Source organism: Wenyingzhuangia sp., assembly GCF_039768515.1.
Lineage (GTDB): Bacteria > Bacteroidota > Bacteroidia > Flavobacteriales > Flavobacteriaceae > Wenyingzhuangia.
On sequence record NZ_JBDNAI010000044.1, the window covers coordinates 1 to 16,267 of the forward strand.

General features: G+C 35.3%; 9 protein-coding genes. All 9 read right to left on the reverse strand.

What is annotated here, in order from left to right; translation table 11 throughout:
• Nucleotides 1-392, reverse strand: a 392-nt coding sequence (locus tag ABF281_RS02825) for a sulfatase-like hydrolase/transferase (protein ID WP_347180183.1), incomplete at its 3' end; no start/stop codon positions are given.
• Between the two features lie 9 nt (nucleotides 393-401).
• Nucleotides 402-1,367 (reverse strand): T9SS type A sorting domain-containing protein, encoded by a 966-nt coding sequence (locus ABF281_RS02830; RefSeq protein ID WP_347180184.1) that lies wholly within the window; start codon nucleotides 1,365-1,367, stop codon nucleotides 402-404.
• Nucleotides 1,357-3,516, reverse strand: a complete 2,160-nt coding sequence (locus ABF281_RS02835) for a beta-xylosidase (protein WP_347180185.1) — start codon at nucleotides 3,514-3,516, stop codon at nucleotides 1,357-1,359. The genes ABF281_RS02830 and ABF281_RS02835 overlap by 11 nt, the downstream gene beginning before the upstream one ends.
• 14 nt (nucleotides 3,517-3,530) lie before the next feature.
• Nucleotides 3,531-4,928: a cellulase family glycosylhydrolase gene (locus tag ABF281_RS02840; protein ID WP_347180186.1), complete on the reverse strand. Its 1,398-nt coding sequence runs from the start codon at nucleotides 4,926-4,928 to the stop codon at nucleotides 3,531-3,533.
• 209 nt (nucleotides 4,929-5,137) lie between these two features.
• Nucleotides 5,138-5,908: a DUF1080 domain-containing protein gene (locus ABF281_RS02845; RefSeq protein ID WP_347180187.1), complete on the reverse strand. Its 771-nt coding sequence runs from the start codon at nucleotides 5,906-5,908 to the stop codon at nucleotides 5,138-5,140.
• Complete coding sequence (locus ABF281_RS02850; protein ID WP_347180188.1) at nucleotides 5,905-8,796, reverse strand: alpha-L-rhamnosidase; 2,892 nt, start codon at nucleotides 8,794-8,796, stop codon at nucleotides 5,905-5,907. Before ABF281_RS02850 ends, ABF281_RS02845 begins: the two co-directional genes overlap by 4 nt.
• 89 nt (nucleotides 8,797-8,885) lie before the next feature.
• Nucleotides 8,886-11,441, reverse strand: coding sequence for a T9SS type A sorting domain-containing protein (locus ABF281_RS02855; protein ID WP_347180189.1), 2,556 nt, complete (start codon nucleotides 11,439-11,441; stop codon nucleotides 8,886-8,888).
• A gap of 218 nt (nucleotides 11,442-11,659) precedes the next feature.
• Complete coding sequence (rhaT, locus tag ABF281_RS02860; RefSeq protein ID WP_347180190.1) at nucleotides 11,660-12,712, reverse strand: L-rhamnose/proton symporter RhaT; 1,053 nt, start codon at nucleotides 12,710-12,712, stop codon at nucleotides 11,660-11,662.
• Nucleotides 12,713-12,765: 53 nt separating this feature from the next.
• Nucleotides 12,766-16,179 carry a T9SS type A sorting domain-containing protein gene (locus tag ABF281_RS02865; RefSeq protein WP_347180191.1) on the reverse strand — a complete coding sequence of 1,138 codons (3,414 nt, stop codon included), beginning with the start codon at nucleotides 16,177-16,179 and terminating at the stop codon, nucleotides 12,766-12,768.
• Nucleotides 16,180-16,267 lie beyond the last annotated feature (88 nt).

A 16,267-nucleotide genomic window follows, 5' to 3' on the forward strand; every position in this document is an offset into this window, starting at 1 on the left:
ATACTTATGTCTTCTTTAGGTAGTTCATGGACATAATCTGCTGGCAACATTTTGTCATGGCGATTTCTACTTCTCCAATCTTCTCCTGTTTTGGCGCCAATCCAATCTGTGATTCCATGCCTCGCAGTAAACTTTCCGGTCATGATGCTTGCCCGAGATGGACTACATACTCGACTTGCTGCATAACCATTAGTAAAAATCATGGACTGGCCTGCTAACTTATCTATATTTGGCGTTTCATAAAAACGACTACCGGTTACCCCTAAGTCGTGATATCCTAAATCATCGACAAGAACAAATAGAACATTAGGTTTTGTTACCCTAGTTGTTTCCTGTTCCTTACAACCGATAAGAAAAATTACACCTAGGGTGAGGTAGCACGATTTTAACATTGAACAATCTTATATCTTTATCACTTTTTTAACAAAGTAATTGGCTTTATCATGATTAGAAATATAATAAATTCCATTTTTTAGGGAACTAATATCTAAAGTCTCAACCTTATTTCTAGTTGTTAATTTTTGAACAACTCTTCCTAAAACATCCGTTACGATGAGACTTGAATTTTCAGGAATATTTCTAATCTCTAGTTTGCCTGATGTTGGATTGGGATAAATACTCAATTGATTTCTGGTTAATGTTTTGTCAGATAGAGGTGCTTTGTAACAATCGGATTCACTGTTAGACAAATTAAAGGCAACACCATCAGAAATCCCATCTCTTCTCAATACCATTTTATCAACAAATTGATATGATGACCTAGCGTCTACCGTAATCGTATACTCTTTAGCTTCATTAAACGTAACAAAAACTCTGTGAGAGTCTCCATCATTGGTGTTGGTTACAAATCCCCAATCCAATCTATTACCAAAAGCTTTGATAAAATTTTGGGTTGAGCTCCCCTCTGCACAAGTTAAACTTGGATCTGATGAACACAAGGGTTTTGGATAGACCTTGTTTCCATTTTTAATTCCATAAAAATCTTCTCCATCTATCTTTAGCCAAGAGTCATTGTGTTCTCCTTTTGAAGTCCCTAGCCCCACTCTCATTCTCCAAGCAAACCTATAGGTCCCTGGAGTGTTTATTTTAATACGATATGTAATGGGCACTCCAGTGAGTGCATTAAAAGACTGACTACCTGTCCAATGCAAATATGTTATTTCTTCTCCATTAACAGTTTCTGAAGCAATCTTCCACCTGTCATCATTAATAATACCAGATTCCATTTCAATAGTCAACAACCCATTTTTTTCTTCGAAAGGTAAGGTTCCATCACATGTTGTGGCTTGAGAAAATGATTGATTGGCTACCAATGAAAAGATGAATATAAAAATGTTTAGCGTATTGGTTTTCATGTTATTTGACATTAAGTTTTGTTTTTTGTAATTGTTTTTCTTCCGAGGAATTTCCTATTGATATTGTAAAAGTACCTGGTTCTACAACTTTTTTCATATCTTGATTTAATATATTAAGCTCATCAAAACCTAATTTAAAACTGACTGTTTTTGTTTCGCCAGGTTTAAGGCTTACACGCTCGAACCCTTTTAACATTTTTAAATAACGACCCACTGAGGCATAGTCGTCTCTTACATACATTTGAATGACTTCATCTCCCTCTCTTTCTCCTGTATTGGTAACATCTATAGAAATAGTAGTTGAACCATCTGTATGAATCGAAGTGTTTTTGAGTTTTGGAACGCTATATTCAAACGTGGTATAGCTCAATCCAAAACCAAAAGGATATAATGGAGACTTATCTGTATCTCGATACAATCCTTTCCCAGAGCCAATAAAATCTGGACGCTCAAGATAGGTTACAGGAACATGACCTATATTTCTAGGAAAAGATACCGTTAGCTTACCTCCTGGATTGGTATCTCCAAAAATTGCATCCGCTATGGCATCTCCGGAACGCATCCCTAAATACCAAGTTTCTAGTATAGACGGAATGTTCTCTGCTATATAATTTATGGTCAAAGGGCGTCCGTTAATGAGCACAACAATAATCGGTTTTCCTGTGTTGTGAATAGCTTCAACCAATTCATTCTGAACGCCGTATAAATCTAAACTTGAACGATCAACACCTTCACCTCCTGTTTTTCGAGACCCCCCCACCACAAGGACTACTGCATCTGATTTGTTAGCTGCATGAATGGCCTTAGAAAAACCTTCTTTTGAATTGCTAAGCAGCTGACAACCCTGTGCATAATTTATTTTTACTTTTCCTTTTGTTTTGTTTGTTATCCCTTCTAAAACTGAAGTATAATAAGGAGGTAAACCTGAATAACCTCCAAGTAAAGAATAAGTCCCTTTTTCGGGTTGTTCTTCATGAGCATTTGGACCAATTACTGCCAAAGATTTGATGTTATTCATATCCAAAGGCAATAAATTGTTTTTGTTTTTTAACAAGACCATCGCTTTTTTTGCCATTTCATAAGAAAAATCTTGATGTTCTTTTTTACCCGCATTTACAGTTTCTATATCAATCTCTTTTGGTTCTGTATCAAACAAGCCCAATTTATACTTTGCCGTTAAAATACGAGATGTTGCTTGGTCTATATAATCCATTAATTTAGGGTTCTGAGCAATCGTATCCTTTAACACATTCGCATGATACGATGAAAGGTCAACACTCTTTCCAATAACTAAGTCCATATCAACCCCGGCTTTTAATCCTAAAATAGCTGACTCTGCTCTTGATTCAGAAATAAAATGCATGGTCTCTAACCTTGCAATATCATTATTGTCAGAAACAATAAAACCATTAAAACCTAGTTCATCGCGTAAAATATCCTTTAACAACCAGGTATTCATGTGATTTGGAACACCATTAAAATCTTGATGACCTGGCATAACGGAACCTACCTTTGCTTCTTTTACAGCAGCCTCAAAGGGTGGTAAGTACACTTCTCGCAAACGACGTTCAGACATATCACTAAAACCACCATTGATCCCACGTCTGTTTTCTGGATAGCCTATAAAATGTTTAGCCGTTGCCATCACATGGTTCTCATCAAATTGCTCATCACCAGTACCTTGTAAACCTTCAATAAAAGCAACACCCATTCTAGACACCAAATACGGGTCTTCACCATAAGATTCTTCTACTCTACCATATCTTGGGTCTCCAGAAATTACATCTAAATTAGGAGAATAACAATGTGTAACTCCTAAAGAACGTGCTTCTAATGCTGTTTGAGAAGCCATTTTTTTGACTAGCTTAGGCTCCCAAGTAGAGCCACAAGCGATAGCTTGAGGATAAACAGTTGTATTGCCATAATAATCAAGAACAAGCCATAAACCGTGTAAGGCTTCCCCATACTTCATGTACGGAATGCCTAACCTTTCATTGGCTGGTGTATCTTGCATCATTTCAGCAATCTTCTCATCTAAAGTCATTTTACTGATAAGACTTTCTACTTTTTTAGCAACCTCAACATCTTTACTTGTGTTTTTTTCTGATACACATGAGAGCATTATGGAGGTAATAGATAGAATTAATAGTGTTTTTTTCATTTTTTCATTTTAAATTATTTGTCAAAGTTTCTTATCCCTGGAACAATCTCTATGTTCATGACCACATTGTCTTTTGGCCATTTTAAAATCACTAATTTTTGGGTATTGGCATCCCATATAAAATTTGAAGATTCTAACTTTTTCGTCGATTTATAGGTCTCTAGCCCAACGTTTTTGAGGGGGTCGTAAAACATAACAATATCGGAATCTATCAAGATGGAGAAGCCATCGGGATAATGTCGGTTTGCACCTACAAAAATCTTTGATGCGCCCTTACGATTATCTGTTTTGATACTCATCTCTAGGGTTCGGGTAGCGTGGTTAAAGAAAAAAGATTGAATATCCCCCGCTATGGTTTGAGGAAAAGGTCTAGCTATCACATCTGTAATATATTTTCGTTCTACCGTTCCTGCGGCTATACTATCACTAAATATAGACCATGTTGATGGACCTCCTGGTAGAAAATGCTGCATAGATCGATTTCCTAGGAACCAAGCTTTGATGGCACCCACCCCCATACGATCAAAGACCTCGGCGGTCCTGATGTACAATTCTCTATACTTCAATTGACCTAAGTTCCCTCCCACTAAAGTGTCTGTTGTTGCAAATGTTGGGAAACCCCACTCTCCGATAACAATAGGAGCTTTCAGCATCTTTGACTCTTTGTCAAACCTATCCATATTACGCTTAATCAAATCAATATTATTTTGATAAATATGTGGTGCAAAAATGATATTCTCTTTGTTGATTGGAACTTTAATTTCTGAATATTGATTGTTGTCAATTTTCTCCCCTTTGTTCATAAAGACAGATTGGAATAAAATCTTCTTCTTTGGGTTAATCTTATGACTTTGATCAATTATTTTTTGATAGAGTGGAACTAAATATTTACGAGTCAAGTCATCATATGAGATATTCATTGTTAATCTCCTAGGTTCATTGACAACATCATATCCAAAGACCGCATCGTCATCTGAAAACCTGTTCCATATCACCTCCCATGCTTCAATATAGGTGCTATATTCTCCTTTTTTATTTTTCCAAAATTCTTCCCAAACAAATTTATCGACCCCATAAACGGTCATTTTAAAAACTGTTTTTATGCCGTGGTGCCTACCCAAATCTACGAGTGTGTCTAATTTTTTAAGATAATTGGGCTCAAGCTTACCTCCTGGAAAGGTACTTAGCTTGCCTAGCTCAAGTCGAATAACTTGAGTATTTGCTCCCATTCTAACCATTCTTGCATAGTCATCATTGTCAAAAAACACTTCTCCCTTATGGTCATTTGTATTTATGACAAAACCTCGAGGTATGATATGCCTATCTTGTTGGTCTCTGAGCCCATGGCTGATTTGAGAACACAAAGTCATCGTACTCAAAAAACAAATCAAAATAATTAGTTTAGTCTTCATGGTCTAATTGATATTGGGAATCAAATATAATATGGGTAATTCGTTTTTGTGTCCTGCACAGTACTGTGTAAATTTTTTGTGAACTCTTGAAATATAAAAGACGCGATCTCACATTATTTATCTATCCGCTCGAAATCGGTTAACAATGATTATTTTTATTGAAATAGATGGTTTTATACTTATTTGAACATATCCATCCATAGCATATTTTAAAGTTGCTTTAACATTATATTTCTATACTCTATTTTCATTGGAGGCCCCACATGAACCTGAACTCCCAAGTAACCTTTCATCGCTCGGTTTATGCTATCCAAATCGCTTACCTCACTAAACAGAACACCATTGACAAAATGTTGCATCGTTTCCTCTTTGACTATTAGATGTATGCTGTTCCAGTCATTAGACTTTATATAGGGAGTTAGTTTTGTTTTGGTTTCTGTTATTGTCCTTGTTTGCCAACAGTTTTTCTTTACGTTTTGTCGGAGGCCAAATTTAGAGAAGTCTTTAGGCATCTCGGGTATGGTCACGATTTCTCCCATATAAGCTAAAGTTGTTCGCTTTTTTTCTTCATAATTTTGTCCTGTATACTTGTTTTTACCGTCAATATCACATTGATAACCTCTCAATGCAAAGGATTTATTTTCGATGATTTCACTTCTATAATTGATACCACTGTTGCCCGAACTACTTATCCTATACTCTAGCATTAATTCAAAATTTTTCGGTTGAACGTTTTGATAAATGATGAAAGAATTTTGTTTTAGTATGGTTTTTGGAGTTACTTCCCCAATCAAAATACCATCTTCAACCCTCCAATATTTGGGATCTCCATGCCATCCTTCTAAATCTTTACCATTAAAGATCGATTGAAACGTACTTTCTTTTTTTTTCAATATATATTTCCCTTTGCAGGATGAAAAAAACAAAACAAGAAAGCATATTTGACCCAAAACTACAGTTCTCAAAAGAAGGTTTTTCATGATTTGCTTTTTAAATACTCAACTTTATATTTACCCGAACCTAAAATTATAGCTCCCTCAATAACTTCAACAATATTTCGTGTTTTATAACTCTCTATGGTCTCATCATTTATTCTCAATGATTTATATTCAGCTAGATCGACCTCAACTCTTGCCTTCGTATTAAATGGAATCTCTAATTGCATTGTTAAAAGACCATCCTTGGCTTTCCATTTGTTTTTAATTGTTCCATAAGTTGTTGGGATGGATACTTCTGTTTTTGTGATAACATTTGGAAACTCTGGATTTACAATAAACTCTTTATAACCTACTTTGTCTTCAGACGACTTGATCCCACCTAACGATTCGTAAAAATATGCCGCAAAACCACTATGCATTGGATGATTCAAGGAATTAGAAGGTCCTTCCATTTTTTCCCATTCGAACTGACGTTCTGGCCAAGTAGTAAATCCTGAATTCATCACATATGCTTGGCTTGGAAACTCTGGTGTGGTCAATATTTGGTAAGCTAAATCTGCTTTTCCATATTTAGACAACACCGTATATATATATCTATTCCCATGTATCCCTGTTGCATGGTGTCCTCCTTTCGCTTGAACGATATCATAAACCAAACCATTTACTACATTTTCGATTTCATTTTCAGGGACAATACCAAAAGCTAAAGCTTGAACTGTAGCAGTCTGACTCTGATACCATTTGTATTTCGTTTTGGGTATGTCTACTAGAAAAGAATTATTAAACGCTCTCTTCAACGCTTGTTTTTCTTGTTTCATTCGAGACGCGTATGCATCGTCATTATTCATCTTAGCAAAACGTTCCATAATTCCCAATACATCATAAAAATACGCATTGGCAGAAATAATTGGATCGCATTCCATAGCACTTGGATTTTTTCTTCTATCCCATAATGGTGGACACCAATCTCCCATTCCATCTTGCATAATGCCATTTTCTCCCTTGAAATTCAGGTAAAAATCTGTCAACCCTTTCATCGGATCATAATAGTCTTTTACGATCGATTCATCACCATAAAATTTATAGTTGTACCAAGGCAAATACATTGTAGCCACACCCCAATCTATTTTAGCATAGGTCGATGTTCGTTTTCCAGGGGCAATCATCGTTGGTACTTGAAAAACAAGCTCAGGATGATTATGGCCCTTTGTGGATCGCATCTGTGTACGAATATCTTCCATATATTTCTTATAGAAATCGTACATGTCATAATTATACAAAGCGTATTCACAAAATGCATGTGCATCTCCTAACCAACCACACTTTTCTCTATGAGGACAGTCTTCTGGTATTCCATGAACATTGTCGACAATTGTCCATTTACTTATGCGGTGCATTTTGTTCAACATCTCATCAGAGGAGGTAAAACTTCCTGTTTCTTGAATATCAGTAGCGACCAAGACCGCTTTGATCATTTCTGCATCTGGCCTTCTAGAAACCCCTTTGATCTTTGCAAATCGAAAACCATGGTAACTAAATTTTGGCTCCCAAGACTCTAAACCTCTTCCATTACAAATATACTTGTATTCTTGGGTCATTCCATTGGCTCCTCCTCCTGTAGAGCCTTTGTAAATATCTGTTCCGTCTGTTAACAACGCTTCTGTTGTGACCACATCAATAAGCTGTCCTTTTTTACCTTCAACATTTAATTTTACCCAACCCGCAATATTTTGTCCAAAATCTACAATCCAATTACCATCTGGTGCTTTAAACACCTTTTGAGGTGCAAATTCTTTTAGTTTTTTAATAGGTGGCATTTGTTGCGCATTGATGTTTTTCAATTTTGGAGAGGCAATTTTCACATTCCCCCAGGAAGTATCGTCAAAACCAACTGTATTCCATTTTCCTATTTCGTAACGAGCATCATAAGTATCCCCTCCATAAACATTATTGAATACAATTGGACCTGTAGATTCTTTCCAATTTTTATCAGTATAAAATTCTGATGAAGTTCCATCTGTGTATGTTAATTTTACCAAGCACTTAACCGTTGGTGGACCAAAAGCCATGTCTTTTTCTGATTCTGGATCGCGTTTCCAAGAGATATCTTGCGCATAAAACCCGTTCCCTAAAATTATTCCAAAGGCATTTTTTCCTGATTTTACTTGCTCCGAAATGTCATAACTCACATAATACGCTTGTTTATCATAGTTTGAAGGTGCAGGATCTAAAACATGATCGCCTACTTTTTCACCATTCAAATACAACTCATAATACCCCAACCCACAAATATAAGCTTGAGCACTTTCAATATGTTTAATGATCTCAACTTCTTTTCTAAAATAACTAGCAGCAAAACCTTTTACTTTTTTAGCTGGTCGATTTTTCATTCTACCCGTTTTATAATCTCTAAAACGATATTTTGAAGTTCTTGTATCATGATTTAACGTTATCCATTTTGACGACCCCCAGTCTGTTTTATTTAGTAATCCCATTTTAAAATGTTGAATTTCAGACCAATCTGATAGCGTGCCTTGAAGATCAGAGATCCTTACCTTCCAGTAATACGTTTTTGTGGCTTCTAATGGTTTACCTTGGTACTTTACAAAACTTGATTTTTCGCTCTGGACTTTTTGAGAATTCCATAAATCTGCATCCTTTTCGTTTAGTTGATCACTTGAAGATGCCACAAGGATTTGATACGAGGCCTGTATCTTATGAAAACCGTCGTTTGCTACTACCCACGAAAACAATGGCTGTTTACTTTCAATACTTGTTGGGTTGGGTTTGTTATTTAAAGACAGAGTCTCTAAATAAATCGACCCTTTACTGTTCATGTATAGATCACATGAGGTAGAAAAAAAAATCAAAAAAATAAGTGAGTATAGGGTCTGCATTTTTATTGTTAAAAAAAAACGTTTTCGAATCATTTGATAGGTTTTATGTTTTGTAAAGATATCTTTAGGCTGTTAGTGAAGTATCACCCTAAAATAAGACTATATAAGTAGAATTGATATTTCTAGTAAAGCAACTTTGTAACTGTATTGTTTAGCTTTAATATGTACATTCCTCTTTTGTGGGCCGAAAGGTCTATGGCACCTCCCTTACCCTCCATTACCTTTCTCCCAGAGATAGAGTATACTACCCAATCTGGAGAGATCTGCGTGTCTATTTTGAAAATCCCAACACTACTTGGATTTGGGTATACCTTTGTCTTGTTGAAAGTCTGCTCACCAAATGACAAATCAATACCAGAAAAAACTGCTTTAATATTCATGTCAGACATTACATTCAACTCAATAGGATTCTGTGTACTAGAGATGTCCCCTTCCCAACGATTGAATACCCATCCTTCATCTGCAATCGCATTTAAACTCAACTCTTGACCATTTAGTGCAATACCACTACTATAATTTAAAAGACCTTGACCCTCTTTGCTAAGGGTTACAGTGTGTGTCATTGCATTTATAGGAACAAATTCTATTTTATCAAAAACAATACTTCCAGAGCTAAAATTATTATAAAATTTAAATTCAGTGATTGTACCTGTCCATAATCCCCAGTTCATTAAATCAAAATCTATGGTATGCCATTGGTTATCATTAGGTACCGTTTCTTTTTTTCTTCCAGACGCAAAACTTGAACCTGGTACATTTGGCAACATTTGTATGTCTGGTTTGTCTGTACTATTTTTTACTATAATTCTTAAAGTACCATATAAACTAGCTTTCATATTTAGATCAGTTATCGCTAACATAGGCCATGAAGCATCAGAAGAAAAATCCACACTTAATTGATCATTTTCTGCATTTATTGTCATCCCATTTTTAACCGCAGACCAAGCGGAAAAATTTTCCGTTGTTGACCAAACATAAGATGATGGAGCAATGGCTTTTACGAAAGTTGCTTCTGGTCTAAATTCAAATTTTTCAAAAGCAAAAGACCCAATTTCAGTTGATATTTTAACTTCAGATCCGGGGTTACCATCATTTCTCTCTTTAGTAACTAGACTTTGCCATGCTGTAAATTGGTGAGGATTTGGGTTTATATAATTTAAATATGCAGCATAGCCCTCTTCTGTTAAGGTTCGATCTGGCGCTCCTTTTTCATCAAAACCACTCATTACATAGTTTGAATTATTGATTAAAAAATTTTGGAGCTTGTTATGCTCTTTTCCATAAGATTTACTCCTATAGTACAATGTTGTGCCCACAGGTAAATTTGTAGTAAACGAAACTTCTACAGTTTCATTGGCTTTATAGCCTAAAGAACTACTATTGTAATTATAGATTAACACATCATACGCCTCTTCGGATTCATTTTTAGCAAAGATGGCATCCAACTCGTTTGTTGATGTATTAGGATTCCCTGAAATACTCGTTTCATATCGAAGCAAACCTTGCATTGCATCTAATTCTTTTATGGCATCAGGGTTATCACTTCCTGTTCTGTTTCCCCATCTGTAAATAAATTCTAAACCTTTCTCTTTGTTTTTATAAAAGGTATTTGAAAAAATCAGCTCTACGATTTCTCTATGTGAAGTTTCGCACCCAACTGTTCCTTTATCATCTGCCCCATTCATAGTCGTTACAGTTTTATACTCCATAATATCTATGGTTGTTTCAGGATTCCATTTAGGATTATTTATAAGAGGTGCAAAATTTTTGGCGTATTTACCGTTCATATCTCTTAGACCTCCATTCCCAATCACAATATAATCAGACAATCCCCAAAAATCACACTTGATATTGTTCGCATCATTATAATCAATAAGCCCATCTATAAAAGAGGCATAAGGTTCTCCTTTATAATTTAGAATCGTCCCATTTTTATATAAAAATCCTGGATTTCTAGTATGCAATCCAACCTTTGCGTTAGGCAAAACAGTTCTTACTGCCCTTTCTGTGTTTGCAAAGTGTTCTATGAAATCTTGTTTGGTACCAAACCAATGATCAGGGGTCTCTATTTCAGAACCGACTCTAAAACGCCACGACAAGACTTTTTCTTCTCCATAGGTTTCAACCAATTTTACCATTAATGCCTTTATAAATTCATGATAAGCTTCCTTATCTGCTGGTGGCAATGAATTTCCATAAATAGATATCTTCTCATCCTCACGAAAATTCACATTATCTCTTGTCCCTTCTGGAATAAAATTATAACCATGCTGAAACGCCCATGGAGGCTGATCTAATGCAATTTGTAAAATTTCAGTATGTGAACTAACAACTTTATCAAGTCGTTCTATCAATGGATCCCACCTATACACGTATTGATTGTTGATAGAATCATATAGACAAGGGTCAAAATCTAAATCTTTTTGATTTACTCCATTTACAGTTTTTTTTATCCCCCCAATCATTCTAACAATGTTCATTTTAAGTCCTGGACGAATATTAGATCCATATCTTGGACTTATTCTGTTAGCAGTACTCCATACATTGTGAATAGGAAGTTTTTCATCACTTTCACTTGTGAAATCAGTAGACAATTCGACCTGACCATAACAGATATTTAAAACTGTTAGAGAGAGAAAAATCAAAACATAAAATTTTAAAAAAAATAGTTTTTTCATGCTCTATTGTGTGAGTGTTTTTGGTTATTAAAATTGATTTTTTACATAAGTTTTATCATCCTGTGGTATCCTGTATAAAACAACGTAAAAGAATGGTATTTAAGACTTGTAATATCTAAAAAATTTCATCAAGATTGTTTTTTTAGTTCTTAAACGGACGATGATCATATGGGTGTTGGGTTCAACAATATTAATTGAATCTTATGAATTTTATAGGGCTACAAAGAACTCCCAATACCAACCAAAACCACTGATAAAATTATCGCCGCTATTCCTAAAATAATAGTTCCTCTTGCTTTTTTTGTAACACCGTTCCATTCTTTTCGGTATATACCCCACAAATTGGCTGTTAAGAGAATGGTTGACATGTGTAAAATCCATGAGCTCGCCCCGTTACCTAATTTACTTTCACCCATACCGTAAAAAAAGAATTGTAAAAACCAGATGGTCCCTGCTAAAGTGGAAAACAGTATATTATTCCTTATGGGGGTCGCTGTGTTCGTAAAATCTTTGTAGGATTTATTTTGAATACTCAATACGGTCGTCCAAATTAAATTGGTAGTTAGCCCCCCCCATAGAATAACGACAAAGGTTACATTATTGGCAAATAAATGATCATACCCCTCGGCAATAGCTGCATCTGCTAAAGGTTTACCCGCTTCTATTCCAAAACTAAAAAACGAGCTTAAGATCCCTGATAGCACAGCTACAAATAAGCCCTTCACTAAATTAAACTCTTGAACACTTTTCTTCTTTTCTTCATCAGATAGTTCTTTTTCTTTCATCATACCTGCCTTACCCGATAGCGCAATACCAATAAGACAAACCAAAACACCAAGCAATACTACTTGTCCTCCAGTTGAAGATAACATTTCTGTAAACGAAGTTTTGCCTTCTTGCGGATTATAATTATAGTATACTGAAGGTACTATTGCTCCAAATGCCGAACAAAATCCTAAGACTACCGAATTCCCTAAAGACATCCCTAAATAACGAACACCCAAGCCATAAGACAAACCACCGACTCCCCAGAGCAAACCCATCAAAAAAGTAAAACCCAAAATAGTTATTGAACTTGAAGCAATGATTGCTACAAAACCAGGAACAGTAAGATACGCAGCAATAGGGGGTACAATCAACCAAGACATGACCCCACCGACCATCCAGTAAGTTTCCCAAGACCAACCTTTTACTTTGTTAAAGGGCATATAAAAACTCCCTGCAGCAACTCCTCCTAATGAATGAAATAAAACTCCTAATATTGTTTGCATGATTTTTTAACTTAAATTTTTTATGATTGATAAAAGCGTATTCCTCTTTTAAACTAGTTTTTGATGGTTTTAAAGTAAATGGGATTTTCTAAATTTAATTTTATGAAATAGACTCCTTTTTCTAAATCACTCAACTCTAAATCAATCTTTCTATCTTGAACCGCTTTACTTTCTGCTTTAACTAATTGTGAATGAATATTGTACACTTCTAAATTAATACTATTATGTAGAGAAAGCAGTTCAATATTTATTTTTCCACTAGTTGGATTCGGATAAATGTAAACACGATCTTTCAAATTAATTTCTTCTGTTGAAAGTTCATAATTCAGGCTATATTCTATAAATGCTTTATGATCAGCACCACCGTGAATTGTTCGATCTTTGAACGTGAGTTGCTGTCCTTTTCCTATATAAAGAGAAACATCGGTTTTAGCTGTCTTTACTTCTGTACGAACTATAGCAAATCTTCCTGTGAAATTGATATCTAAGTCGGCCAAACTTACAGATAAGTTGTCGTATTCATTTGATATTATATAGTCTATAATTTCTTGTCCACTAACCATAGAAACAACCTTGACCCCAACAAATTTTCCACGATCATAAATATATTCTGTACTACTAATAGTGCTTTTCGAACTTCCTGAAGGCTCATAAATAACTACAAAAGGTTCGTCCCAAGCTTCTCCATACTTTCTCATGATAAACATTTGGGTGTCTTTATTGTCATAGCCATTACTTACCTCTTTAGATGGTGGTGCTAAAGCAGAACTATATTCTTTATCTATACCACCAGGAACACTGACATGTAAGTAGTCGTTTGTTGTTTGTAAATCAAATCTAGTTGTAACGGCATCACTTGTAAGTGCTGAAGTTTTTGCATCAGAAAACCATCTCCATCCTGGTTGCTTTCTATCATCTCCAACATCATTTTGATACCTGTTCGGTGTTTCTGATAAAGCAAGTGGAGCTCCTCCAGAATGTATTTGCATCACATCTCCTAAACCATGAAATAAGTAATCATGAAAATCATTTGTAACATTAGAAGTAGATCTAAAAATATCAACATAATATCCCGTTGTAGGACTTGTTCTAATAATGCTATTGGTACGCTGTTGATCTAAATCGTTTTGATTATCGTCTAAAAACTGAGTTGAGAAACTAAAACTTTCTGCAATGGGATCTGCATACTCAGCTGGTTCACTAGCTTCTAAAACAATTGGGTCTACAATATTTTGCCAGGTACTGTTTCCATTTGTTTTGGGACCTCTGGAAGAGGTCCCATTTACAATAATTGTATTGTGTGCAGCATAAGACACAGCATATTGTTCATGAATCTCTGTACCATAGGTGCTCTTTCCATAATCGGGTCCAATCACATAACCTGCGCCGTAAATCTCCATGTCTAATCCTGTTGCGTGTGTATGCACATACGTACCGCCACCGGTATAATACATTAAGCCATTTTTTTCGTCATTGACTCCAGAATAATTGCGTTGCATCACCACACCTGCATGCGAAGCTTTTACCGTGCTATATTGAGGTTCTCCAGTGTCACTTATAGAAGCGTCTATATCGACTCCCCAAAGCAATTGCAATGGATTGTTCCATTCTAACCTTTGATTTTCAATTATAGGATGGTACCCCCCTTCTTTTGCATAAATCTTTTTGAGCGTAGAAGCTGCTCTTTCTTTTAATTCTGAATCGTCCTTTTTATCTGCAATCTTTAGAATACTTCTAAACATATGTGCATGGTCAACAAAATTTCGACGGGTGTCACCGTAAGCCAAGGTAGCTCCATTGGGGTATAAAAAGTTTTCATAAATAAATAGACTCTCCAAAAGATCTTTGTTGTTGTCAACGATATTAAGTTCAGGCTTGTAACGATCAATAACATTCATTAATTGAATGAACAAGGCGTGTGTAAACTTTCCATACCCAGCAGATTCTGGCCAAAGGCGATCTTCTGGACTAAACCTATCTAGCATCCAATTTACACCTGGCTGGTTACTGTTTGCAGCACCATTCATTAATAAATCAAAGTAACCTTCTCTAGTCACATCATCTTCCATACACAAAACACTGTACAATGCCCCAGGCAATTCTAAAACCGGATGATTCGAGCCGTTCCCCCCTATTTGAATGACATTATCAGCCATAACTTCAAAAGCTTTTTGAGAGGTTTCAAAATCAAAAACTACTTGACTTTCACTGGCTAAATCAAATACTGTTTTCCCCGATTTAGAAATAAAGGGTTGGACAAAATCATAAATCATCGCCACCCTAGGGAACAGTTCTCTAGGTGGAATCAAATGATTAAAACTCCCTAAATAAAATTCAAAATCTACATTTTGCACACTGATTAACTTCACATATTGGTGTAATATATCCGCAGCTATTTGAGCGTATTTTTCATTTTTTGTTAAATAGTATAAGATGGCGCATTCTGCACCTACATTAAGACATGTTCTATGCATTGTTCTATCTCCAGGGATAGGGGGTATTAATGACGTTTCGTTAGCAGGATTATTTGCATGATTATTTAACCTTGAACTATGACGCTGTTGTAACTGTGTAAACAAACTATTTGCCCAACTGTAATTAGATATATTATCTAATATACCCTGTCTATCTAATGGAGAAACCCAAATATGTGGATGAACCAAAGATTGTGTTGCTAGTGCAGGTGAATAATCATATAAAAAATCTTTAAATTCGAAATTATCAAAATCTAATGTTGCCATCGGTAAAAATGAATTGTATTGCATTTTAAAACTCGCAAAATTAAGATCTGGTTTTCTTGCAGAAACTTCATCAAAAACCTTTGTATTTCCTACCCAAATTTCCCACTTATCATTAGCTATACTTTCCGAAGTTGCATTTGGAGCAACATAGGTTTGCGTGCTTCCAGTATTGTTTGCAACAAAAGTAATAGTTTGCATTCCCGAAAACTCTGTACTGACAGTTCCATTCGGCTCTATTGTTAAAAAAAAGTTGCCATCAGTAGCACTAATATTTAACCCAAAAGCACAAAATGAGGAATTAATTGATGCGCCCTGCGCATTATAACTAGGTCCAAAATAAAATGGAATATTTCTGCGATCATCCGGATGATTTGGGTCATTATTAGTAACCTCAAAATCAAATTTCAGTTGAATGAAAGTAGGCTCTGGTGTCAACTCGGGATTTGGTGATCGGAAAAAATATGACGACCCAGTTGCCGTTTTACGAAACCTTAATCTTACGTTTGTAATACTTGTAGTAACTTCAGAACTATTACTAATCTGACTAAAACTGTATAGGTCCGGCGAAAGACTTGCATAATCAGAAGTAGCATTGGAAGCCTCAAAATCTTGGGTAAATATTTGAGCATTCAATGAGAATGAAACACATAGTAAGATTGAAATAAACAAGAGTTTTTTTTGCATTTTTAATATATTATCTTCAGATGTTTTTTTTAATACTACCATCTTTTTCAATCGATATTATCCTGTAGAATATTACTATATCTCTAACTATAAACACTTTAAGTTTTATTATTTCTAGCTATTCAGTTTC

Coding starts and splice junctions, on each gene's coding strand:
- ABF281_RS02865 (WP_347180191.1), bottom strand. CDS start 16,179: ATGGTAGTATTAAAAAAAACATCTGAAGATAATATATTAAAAATGCAA.
- rhaT (WP_347180190.1), bottom strand. CDS start 12,712: ATGCAAACAATATTAGGAGTTTTATTTCATTCATTAGGAGGAGTTGCT.
- ABF281_RS02830 (WP_347180184.1), bottom strand. CDS start 1,367: ATGTCAAATAACATGAAAACCAATACGCTAAACATTTTTATATTCATC.
- ABF281_RS02840 (WP_347180186.1), bottom strand. CDS start 4,928: ATGAAGACTAAACTAATTATTTTGATTTGTTTTTTGAGTACGATGACT.
- ABF281_RS02845 (WP_347180187.1), bottom strand. CDS start 5,908: ATGAAAAACCTTCTTTTGAGAACTGTAGTTTTGGGTCAAATATGCTTT.
- ABF281_RS02855 (WP_347180189.1), bottom strand. CDS start 11,441: ATGAAAAAACTATTTTTTTTAAAATTTTATGTTTTGATTTTTCTCTCT.
- ABF281_RS02850 (WP_347180188.1), bottom strand. CDS start 8,796: ATGATTCGAAAACGTTTTTTTTTAACAATAAAAATGCAGACCCTATAC.
- ABF281_RS02835 (WP_347180185.1), bottom strand. CDS start 3,516: ATGAAAAAAACACTATTAATTCTATCTATTACCTCCATAATGCTCTCA.